The organism is Bacteroides sp. 224, from assembly GCF_010500995.1.
GTDB lineage: Bacteria > Bacteroidota > Bacteroidia > Bacteroidales > Bacteroidaceae > Bacteroides.
Genome location: NZ_QVMK01000029.1, coordinates 38,178 through 60,537, shown reverse-complemented (window position 1 = coordinate 60,537; position 22,360 = coordinate 38,178). Strand labels below are relative to the sequence as shown.

General features: G+C 43.7%; 10 protein-coding genes. 6 read left to right on the top strand and 4 right to left on the bottom strand.

Translation table 11 applies throughout. From position 1 onward, the window contains the following. Positions 1 to 10: 10 nt before the first annotated feature. The 4 genes from D0T60_RS13115 to D0T60_RS13100 all read right to left on the bottom strand — a co-directional run bounded on the left by D0T60_RS13115 (position 11) and on the right by D0T60_RS13100 (position 7,057). Positions 11 to 2,047, bottom strand: a complete 2,037-nt coding sequence (locus tag D0T60_RS13115; protein WP_163218559.1) for an LruC domain-containing protein — start codon at positions 2,045 to 2,047, stop codon at positions 11 to 13. Positions 2,048 to 2,583: 536 nt separating this feature from the next. After that, complete coding sequence (locus D0T60_RS13110; protein ID WP_163218577.1) at positions 2,584 to 3,528, bottom strand: glycoside hydrolase family 43 protein; 945 nt, start codon at positions 3,526 to 3,528, stop codon at positions 2,584 to 2,586. A gap of 41 nt (positions 3,529 to 3,569) precedes the next feature. Continuing rightward, positions 3,570 to 5,552 carry an alpha-L-arabinofuranosidase C-terminal domain-containing protein gene (locus tag D0T60_RS13105; protein WP_370524521.1) on the bottom strand — a complete coding sequence of 661 codons (1,983 nt, stop codon included), beginning with the start codon at positions 5,550 to 5,552 and terminating at the stop codon, positions 3,570 to 3,572. A gap of 26 nt (positions 5,553 to 5,578) precedes the next feature. Next, a complete protein-coding gene (locus tag D0T60_RS13100; protein WP_163218557.1) occupies positions 5,579 to 7,057 on the bottom strand; it encodes an arabinan endo-1,5-alpha-L-arabinosidase in 1,479 nt (492 codons plus the stop codon). A 172-nt stretch (positions 7,058 to 7,229) separates the two neighbouring features. Between D0T60_RS13100 and D0T60_RS13095 the strand changes: the two genes are divergently transcribed. From D0T60_RS13095 to D0T60_RS13070, 6 genes are all read left to right on the top strand, one after another. Beyond that, on the top strand, positions 7,230 to 11,423 hold the full coding sequence (locus D0T60_RS13095) for a two-component regulator propeller domain-containing protein (RefSeq protein WP_163218556.1): 4,194 nt from the start codon (positions 7,230 to 7,232) through the stop codon (positions 11,421 to 11,423). A 616-nt stretch (positions 11,424 to 12,039) separates the two neighbouring features. Beyond that, the gene (locus tag D0T60_RS13090) at positions 12,040 to 15,249 is read left to right on the top strand and encodes a TonB-dependent receptor (RefSeq protein ID WP_163218555.1); all 3,210 of its coding nucleotides are present in this window, start codon (positions 12,040 to 12,042) and stop codon (positions 15,247 to 15,249) included. A 131-nt stretch (positions 15,250 to 15,380) separates the two neighbouring features. Beyond that, positions 15,381 to 17,132, top strand: a complete 1,752-nt coding sequence (locus tag D0T60_RS13085) for a RagB/SusD family nutrient uptake outer membrane protein (RefSeq protein WP_163218576.1) — start codon at positions 15,381 to 15,383, stop codon at positions 17,130 to 17,132. A gap of 163 nt (positions 17,133 to 17,295) precedes the next feature. Beyond that, a complete protein-coding gene (locus D0T60_RS13080) occupies positions 17,296 to 19,062 on the top strand; it encodes a bacterial Ig-like domain-containing protein (protein ID WP_163218554.1) in 1,767 nt (588 codons plus the stop codon). Positions 19,063 to 19,077: 15 nt separating this feature from the next. Then, positions 19,078 to 20,979 carry an arabinan endo-1,5-alpha-L-arabinosidase gene (locus D0T60_RS13075; RefSeq protein WP_163218553.1) on the top strand — a complete coding sequence of 634 codons (1,902 nt, stop codon included), beginning with the start codon at positions 19,078 to 19,080 and terminating at the stop codon, positions 20,977 to 20,979. 220 nt (positions 20,980 to 21,199) lie between these two features. Beyond that, a complete protein-coding gene (locus D0T60_RS13070; RefSeq protein ID WP_163218552.1) occupies positions 21,200 to 22,339 on the top strand; it encodes an aldose epimerase family protein in 1,140 nt (379 codons plus the stop codon). Positions 22,340 to 22,360 lie beyond the last annotated feature (21 nt).

Here is a 22,360-nt window from a genome sequence, read left to right as displayed (position 1 = left end):
TTAGTTCATTTCAATTATTTGGATAAAGATACCAATCTGCATCTACAGTGCCACAACCTTTATTTACCCAATTTGTATATTTAGGATAAGTAAAGTCTATCGGTCTTGTTTCTACAGGAATAGTAAAGTCGTCAACTTCGCTAAGATGTATAGCAAACGGATAATAAATATTTTCTGCATTGGCATAATACGCCTCATTTGCAACATCCGAACAATCAGCTTCGCTTCCAAACAAGTTCATATCTGCACGTTCGGTTGGAGGATAGAAAGGTAAATGAACTTCTATATTTTCGGAAGCAATTTTTGGATTGGTTGGCTGAATGAAAGGATTATAAGGAGCTGCCAATGCATCAAAACCTGCCTGAAGCACTTTCTTTGTATTAAATTCAATGGTAACCTTGTAATCAGTACCAACTACTTCTTTTACATCAGCACACAAATCAATAATAAAACCATTACCATCAACCACCGGAGTATACGAATTATTGTCTACCTTAACATTCTTCACCAAATCCGAAGCAATATTTACTTTATAAGAGAAGGCATTCTTGAAAGTTGCTCCGGCATGAGCCATAGAGAAAATATCTTCTACTTGTTTTATGGTAGCATCACCATATTCAACCATCGGACCATCTTCAACCTCTTGCTTAGCATCCCATATATAAGTAATAGTTGAGTTATATTTAACTACCGCATCGTTCAAATCATAGTCACCTTTTTTGGGCCAGTTATCTTCAAAAGCTAAAACTCCTTTTTTGGTTATTGTTTTTTCCACAGTACCTTCTTCCGGAATGAATTTAGGAGGATCAATAGCATCAATCGGATCTGTCAACACATTAAAGATTACATCGTTACAGTCATTATCGCCTCCCAATATCATATCTTCAAAGCCGAAGAAATTATAGGGATTTCCGTTTTTATCTTTTGCACCAAAGTAGATTGTTTTTTTTACATTATTATTATTCCAACTTGCAATAGAGTAAATTTTGGTAGCGTCTTTTTTAACATTAAAATCCGATTCATTAAAGCCACCAGCATGTAGTACAAAACCAATTTGTGCACCTACAGGGAATGTTTCAGAATATGTTCCTTTGTCATCTACATACAACAACTGCACGGCCTTTCCGGATTTTAGTCCTTTTCCTTTGTTGAAAGAACTTGTATATACATCTGCATATTGGAATATATTTATCAATTTCAGATCCTTTCTTTCTTCTTTTGTCAAGTCTTCCAATTTCTTATTTCCCTGATAAACAAAGTAACTTAAGGAATTATTATTCAGACATCCGGCATGTGCAACCGATACATAAACCCGCACTCCGTTTCCTTTATTATCACTCTCTATCTTTACCAAAGCATCCTTATAAAAATCGCCCTTAGCCGCAGTTTTTTCAGGAAAAGTCTGATTGATAGCATTCAATATTTCTGCCGGAAAATTAACCGTCTTAATGGGGTTCTTGAGGTCGTACTTCGACTCTAATATCCCCCATTGCAGGAAGCCAACCCATCCTTCTTTATTCTTTAAGTAATAATCATCCTTTACTGTCAGGTATTTATTAATCTTTCCATTGCCAATAGTTCTTGTAGTTTGATTTTCATTTTCTACTTTTGTTTCCTGAATAGCAACTTGCTCAAATACAACTTTACCACCTTCAATAGTACCTTTCATTAATTGAGGCACAAATAAATCCGAAGAATAAACATATAAGTCTTTCACATAAGCAGGGATCGTTCTATTCAGTTTCGATACTCCTGCAACGTTAATACCACCAGTAATTGGTTTCAGATCGGTACGTAAACAGCCTTCTTTTGTTAAAGGGTTTTCCGTATAAACATCAAATGTAGACACAAATCCGGCTGCAACATCATAATTCAACAACAGTTCAACACTTTGAGTTGTTGAATAATCGAGTGTAGAAGACCCTCCCCTAACCTCCTTAGGGTTTCCGGCATCCGGATCAAAATAATTTTTATCCTCACATCCTGTGAAAACAGATAAACTGGCAATAATACATGCCAAAGCAAATAGGTTTAATGCTTTTCTCATAATAATTAAAAAAAATGTAAATAAATAGTTTTCTTGCTAAGGTTTAACACCTTTACGGCGCAAAGATATACAAATATTCAATACGCAAGATCAATATATGCAACTTTTTATAAAAAAGATTCACAACTAAATACTATAAAGATAGAAATAACAGACAAAAAAAACCGAAACAAAAAAAGAATACTACATCACTAATACAACACAAATAACTGAATATAAGAAATTTAGATCAATTTACAAGAATCCAATTATTCATACATGAAAAATTTGCCCTAACATCTGCTTCACAAGAAATAACGATAATAAAACATACAAATCAACCAGATAATACAACTTTAGAACAATATATTCTAAAAACAAAACCACAAATAGGAGTATTAAAGGAATAATCCCCTCTTAGAAAAGAAGGAATATACAAGTTTACGGAAATAAATAACAAAAGGGTGAAGTACAAAAAAGCCCGAATATATCTACAAAGACATACCCAGGCTTAAACAAAAACTAACCTATTTATAATCTACTAATATGATCTCAACTTACCAAATCCCCTCCGAAGTCATCTGAACACGTTTCATCGTACCATCCTTGTTATAATACAGCTTATCTATACATACCGAACGCCTAAAGCTACCCCCATCTACATTAATACTACCATTGTGATATACAAAATACCATTCTCCTTTAAACTCAATAATCGACTGATGGTTCGTATTACTGTTCCCTGCAATTTCATTGAGGATTCCTTTATACTCCCAGGGGCCATTCAGATTCTTACTCATAGCATAGCATATCTTCTCCGGAAACTCAGAGGCATACGACAGGTAGTACCACTTGCCACGCTTGTGTACCCAAGGAGCTTCGGTAAAGCGAGGAAGATCAACCGTCATGATGGGGCTATCTAATTCTATCATATTTTCTTTGAGTTTAGCATAATAGCATTGGGTATTCCCCCAGAAAAGGTAAGCTTGACCGTCGTCATCAATATATACGGTTGGATCAATATCATCCCAGGAAATTTTGGTATATTCGGTGGTCATATCATTGGTGATGATAGCGCTGCCTCTCGCGTCTTTGAAAGGACCGATGGGAGAATCGGCCACTGCTACGCCGATGGACTTGCCATGTATATCTTTATGTTGCACGGTTACATACCAGTAAAATTTACCATTGCGTTCTATTACCTGGCTCGCCCAAGCTTCACCTTTAGCCCAGCTAAAGTCTTTGGCACTTAAAGGTGTGGGGTGCTCTGTCCATGTTTTCAAGTCGGAAGAAGAGAATACACACCACTTATTCAACACATAACGTTGCTGTGGAGGAGGACATTCGTCATGACCTGCATAGATGTACACCTTATTATTATGTACTAAGGCAGCCGGATCGGCAGTATATTTATATTTCACAAGGGGATTTCCGGTAGCAACAAAGGTAGTATCATTTTGCGCGAGTAGCCCTGAACAGGCTACTAACGCAACTGAAAACATTCCTAACTTACTCCATATATTACTAATATCTTTTCTCATGACTATTTTTGTGACTTGGTAAATTTATAAACCGCAAATGTATGAGGTTCTAATTCCGCATTGAAAATATGCCCTTCGATATTCACCGGACTTTCTTGAGGTGTAATGGCAGAAGGTTCTTCAATTGTATTGTCTTTATTCAAATCTGCTGAACGTAATTTGATACAAATACCATTGGTTAATGCATCGTTTTTCTTTAATCCCGAGAAATTAAGTGCGATGCTTTGTGCCTTATCAGAGGTATTCACTACTTTTACGATATAAGAATTATCTGCTTTTTCCCAAACTGCGCTGGCGAAAAGTCCGTTCTGTCCTTCGGCACCTGTTACATTCTTCTTATCCATAGTCAATGTTAGGGTATTGCTACCTTTATTGAGCGCGAATAATTGTTGTACATAATAGCTAACCGTACGAACTGAATTCAAATTATCAAACCAGATCATATCGGGACGCCATTGCCAACCTTCCACATGAGCAAACAGCGGAGCATAAGTAGCCATGTGTACAATATCCGCATTACGTTCCAATCCTGTCATAAATGCGGCTTCCAACAATGCCGCATTGAAATGATTCCATTTCTTTCCTTTACCGTGACAAGCATATTCACCCGCGAATACTTTCGGACCTTTACGATCATAGTTATCATAACGTGCCCCCTGACTCAAGAACCAGCTTTCAGGGCGATAGAAATGTTCATCTACCAAATCCACTTTCAAACGTTTCATTTCAGGCCACAAATAGTCAAACTGTTTACCTTCGGAGTCCGGACCGGAGCTTCCGATAATCTTCATACCCGGATATGCCTTACGAATGGCTTTTACGAAAGGTTCTAAATGTTCGGGATATTCAGGTCCCCATTGCTCGTTACCTACACCGATGAATTTAAGATTGAAAGGAGCCGGATGTCCCATCTCCGCACGCAGTTTACCCCAAGTAGTGTTTACATCACCATTGGCAAACTCTATCAGGTCGAGTGCGTCTTGTATGTAACAGTCAAGTTCTCCTACCGGCACATGTGCATGCATATCTTTATTCTGGAATTGACAAGCCAATCCGCAACTTATTACAGGAAGAGGCTCTGCTCCTATTTCTTCGGAAAGTAGAAAGAATTCATAGAAGCCCATTCCGTAACTTTGATAGTAATCGGGATAAAAACGATGAGGGAACGTATAATGCCAACGGTTTTCATTTAAAGGACGATTCTCAACCGGGCCTACACTCTTTTTCCAGTCGTAGCGGGTTTCGAGATCGGTTCCTTCTACAATACATCCTCCGGGGAAACGGAATACGCCGGGGTTCGTTTCTGCTAAAGCCTGTGCCAGATCTTTGCGCAATCCGTTTTCATGTCCTTTCCAGGTATCTACCGGAAACAGTGAAACGTGTTCCAGATCGACAGTATTTGGAGAAGCCAGGAAGATACGAAGCACTGATTTAGCTTCTGTTCTGCCCGGTTTCAGAATCACCTGATATTTCTTCCACTCTTTTGAGTCAATCGTCAGTTCTGCATTGGCAAAGGCATGACGCTCGCCCATTGTATTGGGTTTAACGAGTTCGATACGTATTTTCGATGCCTTTTCACCTTCGGGAAGGCGTGCCCATACCGAGAAACGATATTCTTCGCCTTTCTTTACTCCAATCCCGAAAAAGCCTTCGTTCTCTATACCTGTGCGCTTATGAGCATGTTGCGGATCGGCCAGACGCACATAATGAGGATTCCGTTCAAATGGTCCGTCATCTTGCAACGATACTTTTCCAAAGGTTTTCCATCCCATCAGGTTCTGTGGGAACTCGAACGAACGATTCTTAACTAACTCAGCATAGAGTCCGCCATCGGCCCCATAATTAATATCTTCAAAAAACAGACCATACATAGTAGGCTGAATTTCGGCTCCTACTTTTTTGGTTTGAATAACCATCTCATTGGTTTGCGCACTTAGTGTCATCCCTACTGATAACGCTAATGCAGCAAAAATACTTTTGTGCATTCTCATGATTCAAATTATCTATTAAATTATTTCACTCTTTTTCCCCAGACTGAACGTCCCCGACTGTCTAAACCGGTGAACAGAATGGTTTCTTTTTCATTCTCCCAATCTTGTCCTGCAAAAATAAAGAGTTCATTTAGTTCTTCTCCTTTTAAATTCAACTTTAAGGACTGTTTTTCGGTCAAAAAAGACCACATTTCATTCAATCCGGTCAATCCTCCCTCTAATAAGTTAATAGAGAAAGATTTATTCCATTCCTGGTCTTTCAGCTCGCCCTCTCCCCAAAGAATCTGACCGGCCTCCAATTGACGTTCGTGCAGGGGTTCAATGACGCGAAGCACCTCCCACTCTCCTACTAAATCGGCGGCATTAAAAGTACGTTTCTTCGTAGCTGCATATCTTTCGGGAGATACCACAGGCCATCCTTCCGAATTAAAGAAAGTTTCCCTTACATGCAGCACCATCATTTGGTTTTGGGGCGACAAACGTGCCTGATGAAACATATAATATTTACCGTTGTCTTCCAACATGGCACAGTGAGCCGTACCTGCCCATCCGGGGTGATGTTTGAACTGGTAAGGAGCGGTTAATATCGGAAAATTATTCTGGGTATCTTTCAAGTCTTGTCCCAGGAAATCGGTAAAAGGTCCTTCCGGCTTATCCGAACGTCCGACTCTCACATTGTATGTAGTCATCAACGGATCATAAGACATAAAAAGGAAGTATTGTTTTAACTCCGGATTATAAATAATTTCGGGAGCTTCCAGATTATCTTTCTTATAATTGGCTCGGCGTGCTACCAAATGTCCTTGGTCATCTTTTACCTTCGTTAATCCTGTAGCCTCATCCAGTTCCACACAGAATAATCCGCCGAAGTAAGAGCCGTAGTGCATCCACCATTTACCGGTTGCGGGATCAACAATCACGCTGGGGTCTATGGCGTTCATTACACTCTCATTATTTGTTTTTACCACACATCCTTTTTGTATCCAGGGTCCTTCGGGAGAATCGGATTCAGCCAATCCGATATAGGATATTTTCTTTCCAAAAGCCGATACACAATAATACAACCGGTACGTATCTTCATATTTAATGATATAAGGTGCCCAAATGTTGGTAGCCCCTTTTCCGTCGGCATGTTCGCGTACCCATGTTACTGCCTCCTGAGGTATTTCAGGAAAAGCCCAGCCTACAAAGTCCCAGTTTATCAGGTCTTTCGACTTCCGTACTTGTATAAAGCCTAAAGGGACTCCCTTTTCTTTGGCCTCTTTTTGGTTTTCGGCGTAAATGGCATCGGTAGAGTACATATAATAAAAATCGCCAAACTTCTTACAAGCGGGGTCGTGTACATTGTAGGTGCCCCATTGTCGGTAATCTTCCATCCGGGCTACAGAACGATAATTGTCTTTCCACGGATTTTCGGAAGGAATAGGAGTAAAAGCTGCTTGTTTACAAGCAAACAAGCAAAGCAGGAAAGTTGTACTTAGTAAAAGGTTTCTTCTCATGGTATTTAATGGTTATAGCTCTGCCTGCAAAAATAAAGATTAATATAGCCTTGGGAGGTGGACAAATACGCAATATAGGTGGACAAATGTGCGCAGACACAAAAAGAGCACCCTCGCCACTTGATTAATCTTTTTTTATCCTCTACATTTGTATAACATTGACACTAATGCTATGGTGAAAACATTTCTTTTATCTGCCTTTATATGTATATGGATGCTGGTTCCTATGGCAGCCGGTGCGCAGGAACAATTCTCCTCCCGATACAACACCACGTATGTAACCATGGAGAATGGGCTACTGCATAATTTCATTGACGACATATACAAAGACTCCCAAGGATTTCTCTGGTTTTCGACCGGAGGAGGCGGCTTATCCCGTTACGACGGATACGAATTTGTGCATTATAGCATCAATACTTCGCCGGTTAAACTCAAAAGCAATTTTATAAGAACGGTATGCGAAGATAACTTTAGTCGTCTATGGATTGTTTCAGAAGGAGGTACCGATATCTTAGATTTAAAGAAACTACAATTAATTATTCCCCCCAAAGAACACAGTGCTTTTACAGCCATTCTTTCGCAACCCATTATTAATGTAACTAAAGACAGTCTGGGAGCCATCTGGCTGTGCGGCCATTCCAGCCTCTACAAAATAACTTTTAAAACGAATGGAGAGGTAGCAGACATCTACACACTGTCTAACATCTCGATTAATACACAGGCGGTGGCACTTTCCGATATTGATAAAGATGGTCACATCTGGATTGGCATAGAAAATAAAGTCTGCAAGGTATATCCGGCCGAGAAGAATACACTAAAAGCAGTTCTCATCTCTCCACTATTAGAATTTGAGCAAGGTACTTTAATATCAGCTTTCTGTTCCAAAGAGAACGAAGTGTGGATAGGTACCAATAAAGGGCTGTTTCGCTACAATCAGTCCGAAGAAATCATTAAACGATATGAATACGAGAAGGGAAATCCTCATTCCATCACACAAAGCTTTATTACAGACATTAAAATAACCAAAGACAAACAGTTGCTGGTAAGCACACTGCGAGGTATCAATGTTTACAACCAAACAAGCAATGATTTTGAGCAGATTACGCAAGAAGTCAAACACTCCCGAAAGCAGTTAAACTCCAACTTCATTAACTGTATGTATATAGATGGTGACATTATTTGGATAGGTAGTGAAACGGGGGGAGTCAACAAAATGACTCCACGAAGATTGTCGGCTCGCAGTTATATATATAATAAGGATGAAGCCTCCTCCATTTCGCCCAATCCGGTGAATGCCATATTCGAGGATCAAAAAGGTAACCTATGGGTAGGAACTGTAGAAGGCGGCCTCAACCGCAAAGCAAACGGTAGCGATCATTTTGTGCATTACACCGCCGATGCTCCTGCTTTTCTAAGCCACAATTCGGTAAGTGCCATCACTGCCGATGACAAAGATCGCCTCTGGGTAGGTACCTGGGGAAATGGAGTTACATTGCTCAACCTAAACTCGCCTACGTATGCAACCGGCAAGTATATTTCTTCCCAAACACACCAAGGAGCACCTATCGATTTTATAGGAAGTTTATGTTACGACCCTATTAATAACGGTATATGGATTGGAACAAATCCCGGTATTTATTTTTATGATTTAGCAACCGACTCTATACATGCCCCTTTCAGCGAAGAGGTAACCCGCTCTATTCATGGTTCTATAGGTTCAATGATCGACCCATCGGGCAATTTATGGATGGGTTCTATGGAGGGTGTTTACCTGATTCATCTCCACAGCCGGAAAGACAATCGTTTTCAATACACCCACTTAAAGTTCAAGTTGGACAATCCTTCCTCCGGACTGATAGAAAAGAGTGCCTGTTTTTGCCTGACCTCCAATGGTACCATCTGGGTAGGTAGTAACGGAAATGGCATATACAAATATTTCCCCACAGAAAAAGATGGAAAAGGCACTTTCATTACTTATACCACCGAACAGGGGTTGATAAACAACAACATCCGGGGCATACTCGAAGATGAAAGAGGCCGCCTGTGGATCAGCACTAACAACGGTCTGTCTTGCTTCGATCCTTTAACCGAACGTTTCACCAATTATACCAAAGAAGATGGTCTTACCGGCAATCAATTTTATTGGAATGCTTATTGTAAATCGCAAAAAGGCTTATTGTACTTTGGAGGACTGACCGGCTTAACTGTTATCGAAGCCAACCGAAAGGAAACAACGCCGGCGCCTGCCCACATTACCCTGACCCGTTTATTGGTGGCCAACGAAGAAATATACCCCGGCAATAAGTATATCGACACCAATATTTCCATTGCCAAAACTCTTCATTTACATGAGAGTGATAAGTCTTTCTCTCTGGAATTCTCAGCCTTAAACTACGAAGCGCAATTGGCTTCGGTTTATAGCTATCGATTATTGGGTTTTGACGATAATTGGGTGGAAGTACCTTCTACTCGCCGCTTTGCCAGCTACACTAATATTCCATCGGGAAAATACACTTTCCAGGTAAGATACAGTTCACAAGATTTCGCCAACGAGGATATTCAGAAAGAGCTGGAAGTAATTGTCACTCCTTTCTTTTATAAAACCTGGTGGTTTATCCTGAGTGTAATCCTGACCTTAGGTTGTTCGGTTGCCTATTATTACATACGGCGTATTCATTTGCTACAAAAACAACAAAAGTTATTGCACCAAATGGTAGAAGAGCGCACCCGCGAACTGAAAGAACAGAACGAGAAAATTACCAAACAGAAGTCTCAGCTCATACAAATGTCTAAAAAGGTACAGGAGCTAACTTTAGATAAATTATCTTTCTTCACCAACATCACCCACGAATTTCGCACCCCTATTACCTTAATTATAGGACCAATTGAGCGGGCACTGAAACTGAGCTACAACCCACAGGTTATTGAACAGTTGCATTTTGTGGAACGAAATTCTAAATACCTGTTGTCGTTGGTTAATCAATTGATGGACTTCCGGAAAGTGGAATCGGGGAAATTAGAGATTGTACAAGGAAGAGGTAATTTCCTGAAATTCATTGACTCTTTGGTGTTACCTTTCGAAGCTTTCGCCGGAGAAAGAAACATTCAACTCCGTAAACTTTATCACCTGACCGACCCTTTCTTACTGTTCGATCAGGATGCAATGCACAAAGTAATCACCAACCTACTCTCCAACGCCATTAAGTTTACGCCCGACAATGGTATCGTAACCCTTTATGTTGCTTCATGTAGCGACAAGGAAAGTGATACAGAGAAGTTGTATATCAGCGTATCCGATACCGGGATAGGTATTTCGGAAGAGGATTTGCCTAAAATATTTAACCGTTTCTACCAATCGAACGACCATTCCAAATTTCCGGTATATGGACAAAGTGGCACAGGAATTGGTCTGTACTTATCCAAACGAATCGTGAAACTGCACGGCGGCACCATCACTGCTCGCAATCATAAGAAAACAGGCAGTACTTTTTCCATCGTGCTTCCTTTGTTGCGAGAAGACAAGAACAATCCGGTCCCCCTTTCGGGCATTCATCCGCAGCTTTCCACCGAGGCCGGTGTACAACCTCCTATAGATTTTGTTCCCGGAAAGTTAACCATACTTATCGTAGAAGACAACAAAGATATGCGTGCTTATATCCGCTCCATTCTTTCCGAACAATACAACATATTCGAGGCAGAAAATGGAGAAGAAGCACTCCATATACTCGCACAAAGCAACGTAGACTTTATCATCAGCGACCTGATGATGCCTGTTATGGATGGCATTGAATTATCCAAAAAAGTCAAAGAGAATTTTTCGATCTCTCACATTCCTTTTCTGATGCTTACTGCTAAGACTGCTCAGGAATCGCGCATAGAGAGCTATAAAATGGGGGTAGACGAATATCTATTAAAACCATTCAACGAAGAACTCTTATTAACCCGCATCACCAATATTCTGGAAAACCGCAAGCGTTATCAAAAGCGTTTTGCTATGAGCATGGAGGTGAAAGAATTGCAAATAGAAGAGGAATCCAGCGATAAAAAGTTCTTAGACAAAGCATTGGACATTCTAAAAGCCAACTATAAGAATTCATATTATGAAGCTTCCGATTTTATAGAAGCTATGGGCGTAAGCAAAAGTTTACTCAATAAAAAGATGCAGAGTCTCACCGGACAGTCCATTGGGCAGTTTATACGGAATTACCGCCTCAGCATCGCACGAGAACTGATTGAAAGAAACAAAATTACCAAAAATCTGAATATCTCAGAGATTGCTTATGAAGTAGGCTTCAACGATCCTAAATACTTCACTCGCTGTTTTACTAAAAGATACAACACTACTCCCAGTAGTTTAATGGAATAAGGCTTAAATGAGCCTTTTATCAAATTCAAAAGTGATCATATATAATAGGTACGCGTACATTATTATATATAGATATATGTAAGAATTGTTTAAGTGTACACCTAATGGTTGCAAAGGTATATACCTAAGGGTCGCTTAAGTGTACACCTAATGGTTACAAAGGTATATACTTACAGACTGCTTAGGTATATACCTTTGTATCTCATGGATATATACCTACAAAGTGCCAAGGTGTATAGGCTAAGAGGGTAAAGGTGTATAGGTTAAAAGAGTAAAGGTATATGTCTTTTTTTACCAAAACAGCAACTTTTATTCATTTATCCACTATCAAAACACAAACGTCCACCACTCAAACACATAGTCGAACTATATTTGCAGGTATAAATACGTCGTTTTTATTCTCCTTCGAGAAAGAAGGATGTATTTAATGTGTAATTTTAATCTTAATATCATGAAGAATAGCAAAAGAATGATTGCCGCATTGCACGTGGCATCGACCAAGTTCAACCTTCCCCTATTAATTCCATTACATCTATTAAATCTATAACCCGGCTATCTTTGGTAGGGTTAATAAGAAGTCTAATCTATTAAATTAACAACCTTAATACTTTTAAAGATGAGGAAACATTTATTCTTTTCCGCAATGCTTAGTCTGTGTACTTTTGGCAGCATGGCGGTATATTCTACACCCGCAATGGCTACCGTGGCACAAGCTCCGACTATCAAGGTTCGTGGCCAAGTAGTCGACGAGCAAGGCGAACCCCTGATAGGGGCTACCATTAAAGTGAAAGGCGGACAAGACGGAACCATTACCGATATGGACGGAAACTTCCAATTACAGGTTCCCGGAAACGCTACCCTTTTAATAAGCTATGTGGGGTACAAGGAACGCGAAGTGGCTGTTCGCAATCGTGCCATCATTGAAACCATTCAGTTACAATCCGACAGCCAGATACTTGACCAAGTGGTGGTGGTAGGATACGGTACACAGAAGAAATCCGACTTAACCGGTTCTGTTGCCATAGTAGATGCGGAAGCCTTGAAACAGACATCACACTCCAACATCTCTACCATGCTCGAAGGTAAGGTTTCCGGCGTGCAAATCACCTCCGACGGACAGCCCGGTGCCGATCCGAGCGTGCGCATCCGTGGGGTTGGCTCTTTTGGTAGCACAGCTCCGCTGTATGTGATCGACGGTGTTCCGATGGGAACTACCATCCGCGATTTCTCTTCGAACGATATTGAAACCATTCAGGTACTAAAGGATGCTTCGGCTGCTGCTATCTACGGTTCGCGCGCTGCTAATGGTGTGATTATCATCACCACCAAACGCGGACAAAAAGATCAACCGCTGAAAGTGGATTACAACGGATACTTCGGCGTGGATAATATTCCTAATGATGTTTATGATGTAATGAATGCCGACCAATACAGCCAATACCTCGGCCAAGCAGCCGCAAACTCCAACACGCCGTTGCCATCGGGATATAAGTTTAATAACGAAACCGGAAAATATCAATTCCAGGACGACACTAACACCAATTGGTTTAAAGAGGTATTCAAAACAGGTATCCGTCAGAACCACAACGTGAACCTCTCCGGAGGTGGTGCCAATAACACCTATAATATATCATTAGATTATTTCAACCAAAAAGGAACGCTCGAAGGTGCCGGTCCTAATTACGAACGTTATACCGCGCGTGTAAATAACACCATGGATACCAAGTTCATCAAGTTCCATACCAGCCTTGTTTACTCTCACTCCAATCAGGACAATATGGGCTTGTCGAACGCTTCCGAATACGTTCAAGGTTTGTATGGTGACGTAACCAATGTGCTGCGCGGCACCTTGCTCATGCAGCCCACCATCAAGGCTTATGATTCTTCGACATGGGTACTTGATAACCTGGTAGGAATTGCCAACAACTATAATTATGACGCTTACGGCTATGGTGTTTATTACGATACTGTGCATGGTGACATCTCCGCTTCCAACCCATTGCTGATAAATCACCTGATGGAACGCAACACGCGCGTAGATCGCTTGGTGGGAACCGGATCGGCCGACGTGGATCTGCTCAAGATGGTTGGCATCAATAGTAAAAATCATAAACTCAACTATAAAGTGAACCTCTCTTACAGTAAAACCAATGCCAAGGATCATACCTGGATTCCCGCATGGGTGCAAAGTAACCGTGTGTACTTGTCTAAAAGCAACGAACGGCTTACCAAGGCATCACGCAGCTATTCGGATGCACTGATAGAGAATGTACTTACTTACGATGGTACAATAGGCAAACATCACATCAACGTAGTGGCAGGGCAGACTTACCAACAGGAAAACACCGACCTATTGACCGGATGGGGCATCAACTTCACTGAGCCCTACTTCCTACAGCTCCAAAATGCTGCCAGTACGTATTCTGAAAGTTACGAATACAAACATACCCTCTCGTCTTATATTGGTCGTATCAACTACAATTACGATGACAGATACTTGCTCTCGGCCACCGTACGCCGGGATGGTAGTTCCCGCCTGACCAGAAGCATCCGTTGGGGCACCTTCCCTTCTGTTTCTGTGGGTTGGCGCTTTGACAAAGAGAACTTCTTCCCTTTCGATACAAATACCGTGAACATGTTCAAAGTACGTGGTAGCTATGGTGAACTCGGTAACGAGAATATAGGTGAGTATATGTATCAGGCGGTGATGTCGCGCAACAACATGACGTACAATTTCAACGGTAGCGTAGTGACCGGTTCTGCCGTTTCCACTTTCGTGGACAATAACCTAGCATGGGAGAAGAAGAAGACCTACAACGTAGGTATCGACCTCGCTTTGTTCCGCAACCGCCTGGAGTTTACAGCCGAGTATTACAAGAATACCAGCGAAGACCTTTTGTATGCCGTTCCTGTTCCGGAACAAGCCGGTGTGTCTAATACCACCGTTACAATGAATGCCGCCTCGATGAACAACTCCGGTTTTGAGTTTTCGGCTACCTACCGCAACCGCGACCGCGCTTTTAAGTATGAAGTTTCGGCCAACCTCAGCACGTTGCGCAACCGTGTAACTTCGTTAGGTTTTGGTACCGACCAATACATCACCGGGGCTTACATTACCAAAGTAGGCCAGGAAATCGGGCAGTTCTACGGCTGGGTTTACGAGGGTATTGCCCGCACGCAAGCAGACTTGGACAGCCATGCCACGCAAGAGGGTGCTCAGATTGGCGACTGCCTGTATAAGGACGTGAGCGGACCGGACGGTGTACCCGACGGTAAAGTAGACGGCGACGACCAAGTAGTGTTAGGCAGTGGTATGCCTAAGATTAACTTCGGCCTTAGTGCCCGCTTTGAATACAAACGTTTTGATTTGAGCATCGCTACGTTCGGTGCGATGAACTATCACGTGAGCGATGACATCTACAACTCGCTGAACTCGGCCTACGGCTGGGGAAACAAAGCAGTGGGTATGCTCGATGCCAACCGCTGGAGCGAAGACGGCAGCACTTACCTCTCTAACGTGCCGCGCACGTATGTTACCAACAGTGCCAGCCTGGGTTGGAACGACCTCTTCAGTTCACGCAAAATTCAGAACGCAGCCTACTGGAAGATTGCCAATATAGAATTGGGCTACAACTTCCCGAACGAGTGGTTCGGCAAATATGTATCTGATGTACGTCTATACGTATCGGCACAGAATCTACACACATTCACCGGTTATCACGGTTATAATGTTGACTATGCGGGAGGAACTTTCACTCCGGGATATAATTTCTGTTCTTATCCTACTGCACGCACTTTCATGTGTGGCGTTCATTTTACATTTTAATTGAAACACAGCCTCACCCCGGCCCTCTCCAAAGGAGAGGGGGAAGGGGAGTTACAACGAGCGCATGGATAGCGCAGCCATCCCCCTCTCCTTTGGAGAGGGTTGGGGTGAGGCTTTTAAAAACATATTTTATGAAACTATATAAATATTCACTTGCTCTCATTTTGGGATTTAGCACGCTGTTTTCTTGCAGTGACGAGTTGGATTTGTTGAATCCCAACCAGCAAACTTCCAGTACTTTCGGCTTTAATCCCGATGACTTGGAGGAATCCGTGATTGCCGCCTACAACCACATTCGTATGGAGGGTTCGTACGCCCGTGTAGGTTACACTATCGACGTGTGCCGTGGAGATGAAGCCTGGAACTCTTCACAAGTGTGGTATATGCCTTTCGATGACCTGAACGCAGAAGTCACTTCGGACATTACGTGGTGGCCCTGGCGGGAATGGTACTACACCATCAACGTATGCAACTTCGCCCTTTCACGTTGCGGCGAAGATAACACTCAACTTTCCGATAAGATGAAACGCATCAAAGGACAAGTGCTTTTCCTGCGCGGACTGTCGTACTACAACCTGGTAGGTTATTATCAGAATCCGCCCCTTATTACGGACTACGCCTCCTACTCCACACTCGAAGGACTTTACGGAGGTAACAGTACCTACGATGCCGTATTGGACCAGGTAGAAAAAGATTTTAAGGAAGCGATGGGATTGCTTCCCTCGCGCGATGAAGGCGGCGAGTGGGCCGGCGGACGTGCTACCTGCGGTGCTGCGGCAGGCTATTATGCCCGCGCCCTTATGATGCGCCATAAATACAGCGATGCACTCCCGGTGTTGAAAGACATCATCAGTAAAAAGTATGGCACGTATAGCCTGATGAAGAACTATGGAGATAATTTCCGCGAAGGTTCAGCCTACGAGAACAACGCAGAGAGCCTTTTCGAAGTGCAGTACCTCGATTATGGAGCGCAAGGCACTGACGACGAATGGACGCCGGTAAACACCAGCCCCAATGCCACACAAGGGTCGGCCATTGAGAGCAACTTTGCTCCCGGCAATTATGGCGGTTGGGCCGACATCTCAGCTTCGCCCTGGCTCTACCATCTTTTTAAAGAAGAGCGCACCACGAAAGGTACACTCGACCCCCGTCTTTACTGGACCATCGGAACCTACGAACCCGACTGGGCAGACTTCGAATATGGTAATGTAGCTTATACGCAAACACTTACAGCCACCGACAATATCGTGACTAACAACACTTACGGTGGTCTACCCATTGCTAAATTCACAAATCTCCGTACCGGTTTGTACAGTACCGTCGTTACAGGCTTGCGCGATGGTATCAACCTGCGCCTGATGCGTTATTCCGATGTACTACTCCGTGCTGCTGAATGCGAAAACGAGGTGAATGGCCCCACACAGCAGGCTATCGACTGGATCAACGAGGTGCGAGGCCGCGCCAATCTGGCCGACTTAGAGCTCAAGGACTTCGGCAACGCCGACAAACTCTTCGAACAGATAGCCAATGTAGAACGTCCGAAGGAGTTCGGCTGCGAATTCGGTCGAGGCTTCGATCTCATCCGCTGGGGCTTCTTTTACAACAACAGCCGCTTGCAGCAACTCAAGGAACACGGCACGGTACGCCTCTCTAAAGAGGGAATAAAGAACCCGGTGAGTTATAGCAATGTAGCAAACGATTCTGAGCTGAAGAGCACGTATGATACCTATTTGCCGGGACACGAATTCCTGCCCATCGTGCAACAGTTGATGAACAACAACCCCAACCTGAGAGGTAATTCTGCCAACTATAGCACGGATAACTCCTCTTATTTCAGTGGCAATGGTTGGACAGTTCGTCCGGTGGTTGATTTAAGCAGATAAAACCAGCCCCCTCCGCCCTTTGGGCACCTCCCCCTTGCAGGGGAGGAATTCCTGCGGCACCGATTCCTCCCCTGCAAGGGGGAGGTGCCCAAAGGGCGGAGGGGGCTATTTCAATTATGAAAAGTTACTTACCAAAACAATTACACTCTTTAAATTTAAAACAATGAGATTAATCAAAAAAATAGCATACGCTTGCTTTGCACTAATGGCATTGACAGGCTGCGAAGGTGGCGATCTTTACGACGTAAACGCCCCCGACTGGATTTCGGATAAAATACAGGAAATCGAAGACTCGAAGAAACCACCCGAAGAAGAAGATCTTGAAGGTATGCAGGAAGATGTATACACCTTCGGAAATACGGATTATACTTCCGGCTTCTGGTCGGCCTTTTCCAAGTATTACGTAGTGCCCGATGGCGAGAAGTGGAATGCGGTGTTCAACCTCCACATCAACCCGGCCGACAATACGTATTACAAGAACTTTGCCCTTATCATCACCAACGATGTGGAACGTGGAGGTACAGGATATACCGAATACGGAGCCATCCGCTTTGACGTTACAGGCAGCCCCGAAACGTACAATTCGCAGTGGGGCGATCATATCAATTTCCAGTACATCTCGGGCACGCTGCTTCTCGATCCTGTTGACAATATAGATGCTAACATACAACGCCTGGGCGGTAAAATAACACTTACCGTTGACCGTACCAGCGCAAGCGCATTCACCGTAAAAATGTACAACAGCGAAGCCACCAAGATGTACGAGCAACCCTACAAGGAGGAAAATCTGAATGCAGATGCGAGCAACACCAACATCCGCTGCTTCCTGGTTCCCGAAGGTTCGTACATCGACTTCCAGCAGACGAATATCGTTCCTATTGGTGGTCTCACTTCTGCCGAAGACAAGAACCCGGTATCCATGGTACTACAAAATGTACCCGACCAGGTGAACGTGGGTACCTCGCTCGAAGAAGCCATGGCCAATGTTTCGGCCATCGTTACCTTCGAAGAGGGAGTGACCAAAACCGTATCGGCTTCCGAACTCCACTTTTCTGCCATTCCCGACATGGAGCAACTGGGCGCAAAAACCCTTGTAGCCATCTACAACAAGACCTTTAAGGGCGAGAATTGCGACCAACCGATTGTGGCTAATGCTACCTTCGAAGTCGTGGAAAAGATTGAATCCATCGAGGTAACTACCCAACCCTCGTGCACACAATACTATTACTACACCTCGCCTGCCACCGAGACTTTGACAGACCGCACGCTGACCTTCGACCCAACAGGCATGGTGGTTACAGCCACTTACGCCGACGGAAGCACAAGAGCCGTAGACAATGCGAAACTCACGTTCTCTGCCGTTCCTGCGAAGACTGGTTCTCAGACCGTTACTATTACCACCGAAGATGGCCCCACAGCAACCGTAGGGGTTACCGTATCCGCGTCAACAGCATCTGCTGTGACCAACACTGCCAATATGGTAGGAGCCGCCGACAACTCAACGGCCTTCTTTGGAGCCACCTCTGACGACTTCAATGTACCTGTGGGTGCAACAAAATCCATCACCTTCACCAACTACAGTAATCTGGCCGGAAACTGGAACAACTTCGTTGTGGCTCTCCGCAAAGCCAATCTTGCCGAATACGCAGTAGTTCGCGCCGACAACTACGGATGGGGCGACGGATATGCTGCCTGCCTCCCTGGCGGAACACAAGGCGACTGGGCCACTTGGCTTGCCGGTATGAATGGAGCCAAAGTTACGGTTTACGTAACCAACTGCGGCAATGGAACCGCCGATGTTCAGGCAGTGATGGAGGGTACAACAGGCACCACCTCCACGCAGTACTATTTAGGTATCAACACAGTAGATCCCAATGATCTGAACTTCGCATTGACCGTTGACGCTTGTCATCTCGTCTTTAACCCTTAATAACTTACCAATCCAATGAAAAAACAAACATTTTTCTTAATATCCCTATTGATGGCCTTTGGTTTCACGGCTTGCTCCGATGGGCTAGACGATATCGAATACAATAGAAACAGCGATATAGTCGTGACCACTCCCCAGGTAGCTGCAACTACAGGCACGTCACTGACCATTAATTCATCGGTCACCGGCAATCTGAATAACATAGTCAAGAAGGGATTCTGCTATAGTGTAAACGCCCAGAATCCTACTATCAAAGACAATGTAGTGGAAGTCGACGAGGATTTCAGTGCAACGATCTCCGGCTTGATGGGCAGTACCACTTACTATATCCGTGCTTATGCCTACGGCAACAGTCGTTACACCTACTCGGATGCACTCACGGCAACCACAGAAAGCCTAAGCCTTGACGAACAGCTCAAAAACTACGTGGCACCCGCATACGAAGATAACTACACCGGCATAGCCGGCTGGGACCAACGCAGTAAATGGAACTTGGCAAATGTACACGACCCCACTGTGATGCTGGCCGAAGACGGATATTACTATATGTATCAGACGGATGCCTCCTACGGCAATGCACATACAGCCGGCGGACACTTCCACGGCCGTCGTTCCAAAGACCTCGTAAACTGGGAATACTTAGGCGGAGTGATGCCATCACTACCCAGTTGGGTAATTCCGAAGTTGAATGAAATCCGCGGTGAAATGGGTTTGAACGAAGTTTCGCCCGCAACCACCGACTTCGGTTACTGGGCACCCTGTGTGCGTAAAGTGAAAGACGGGCTCTACCGTATGTACTACTCCATCGTCTGCCCCGGCCTTTTAGACGGGCCCAACTCTTGGAGCGAACGCGCCTTCATCGGCCTATTGGAGAACTCAAACCCTGCCAACAACGACGGCTGGGAAGATAAGGGCTATGTCATCACCAATGCCTCGGACAAAGGGCTGAACTTCTATGTCAAACCCGACAACTGGGGTGGCTGTTACTACAAGTGGAACGCCATCGACCCAAGCTATCTGATAGACAACGAAGGGAAGCATTACCTGATTTACGGTTCCTGGCACAGTGGTATAGCCGCCTTGGAAGTAAGCGCCGAAACAGGCAAACCGCTGAATACGCTACCACTCCCCTGGGGAACCGACGGAGACATTGCTGCATACGGTTCATTGATTACCACCCGAAAAATGGGAAATCGCTGGCAAGCCTCGGAAGGACCGGAGATCGTTTACAATGCCGCCACCGGCTACTATTATCTGTTTATGGCTTATGACGCATTGGATGTGCCTTACAACACCCGCGTCTGTCGCTCCAAAAACATCTATGGTCCCTACCTCGGCATAGACGGCGTTAACCAGACCGAAACCGGAGGGGAGATGCTGCCGGTAGTCACCCACCCCTACAAATTCAATAACGATTACGGTTGGGTAGGTATCGCACATTGTGCCATCTTCGATGACGGTGCCGGCAACTGGTACTACGCATCGCAAGGTCGCCTTCCTAAAGACATTAGCGGTATTAATGCCAGTAATGCCATCATGATGGGACATGTGCGCAGTATCCGCTGGACGGAAGACGGATGGCCACTCGTTATGCCCGAACGCTACGGAGCTGTTCCGCAAGTAGCCATTACGGAAGACGAACTGGTAGGCAACTGGGAACACATCGATCTGTCTTATAAGTATGAGAAACAGAAAGAATCGAGCAACATGACCCTCGCGGCCGACCATACCATTACAGCCGGCACCTGGAAAGGGGGGACATGGAGTTACGATGCAAAGAATCAAATACTGACAGCCAACGGTGTAAAACTCTACCTGCAACGTGAAACCGATTGGGAAGCAAATCCAAGAACGCATACCATCGTATATGCCGGATATACAACTTCCAAAACCTATTGGGGAAAGAAAAGTAAATAAAAGCACATTTATCCCCTTCACATTGCTTATCTAAAAGCTAAAGATGGCTTCATTTTTTTATCCCCCAGCTGTGGGCTTATAAGCCCTCGACTGGGGGATTTATCTTCTATGTTCTACAACATACAGCATAAGTGTACAACTTACACTTAATAGTGTTACTTTTACACTCAAATCAATCTAATTATCTCATTTACATTAACTAACAAATACCGCGAAGAACATGAAAAAGCTCTTATTGCCACTTGGTATTGCCGCCTTGATGATGTCATCATGTGGAAGCAAGCCTGCTTCGGAACTTACACTATCGGGGCTGAACCCCAAAGATTTTCAGACTGAAGTAAATACCCAACCTGTAAGTCTTTATACCCTTAAAAACAAAGCAGGCATGGAAGTATGCATCACAAACTTCGGTGCAAGAATCGTATCTATTATGACCCCCGATAAAGATGGAGCAATGAAAGATGTTGTTCTTGGATTCGATAACATCAAGGATTATATTAATGTACCAAGCGACTTCGGAGCTGCTATCGGTCGTTATGCCAACCGCATCAAAGACGGTAAGTTCGAACTCGACGGAGAAATCATTCAACTGCCTCAAAACAACTTTGGACACAGCTTACACGGCGGTCCCGAAGGATGGCAATATCAGGTTTTCAAAGCTAAACCGATTAATGAAACAACCATTCAGATGACTCGTTTCTCGCCCGATGGAGATGCCAATTATCCGGGTAATGTAACCGCTGTAGTTACATACACGTTAACAGAAGACAATGCTATCGACATTAAATATGAAGCTACCACAGATAAGAAGACGATTATCAATATGACCAACCACTCCTATTTCAATCTGTCGGGAGATGCTTCAACACCTATCACAGACGATATACTTTACATCAATGCAGATAACTTCACTCCTGTAGACAGCACCTTTATGACTACCGGAGAAATTCTCCCTGTTGCCGATACCCCAATGAACTTTATGACTCCTAAAGCCGTAGGTGCAGAAATCAACAACTATGATTATGAGCAATTGAAGAATGGAAACGGTTATGATCATAACTGGGTATTAAATACAAACGGAGATATCACCAAATTAGCAACCAAAGTAACTTCTAAAGTTTCCGGCATCAGTGTAGAAGTTTATACCAATGAGCCAGGTATTCAAGTATATACAGGCAACTTCCTCGATGGTACCGTAAAAGGCAAAAAAGGCATTGTATACAACATGCGCAGTGGTATTTGCTTAGAAGTACAACATTACCCCGACAGCCCCAACAAAGCAGATTGGCCTTCGGTAGTGCTTGAACCGGGACAGACTTATAACAGTCGTTGTATCTATAAATTTACAGTAGAAAAATAATATTAACACTTAAATCATTTT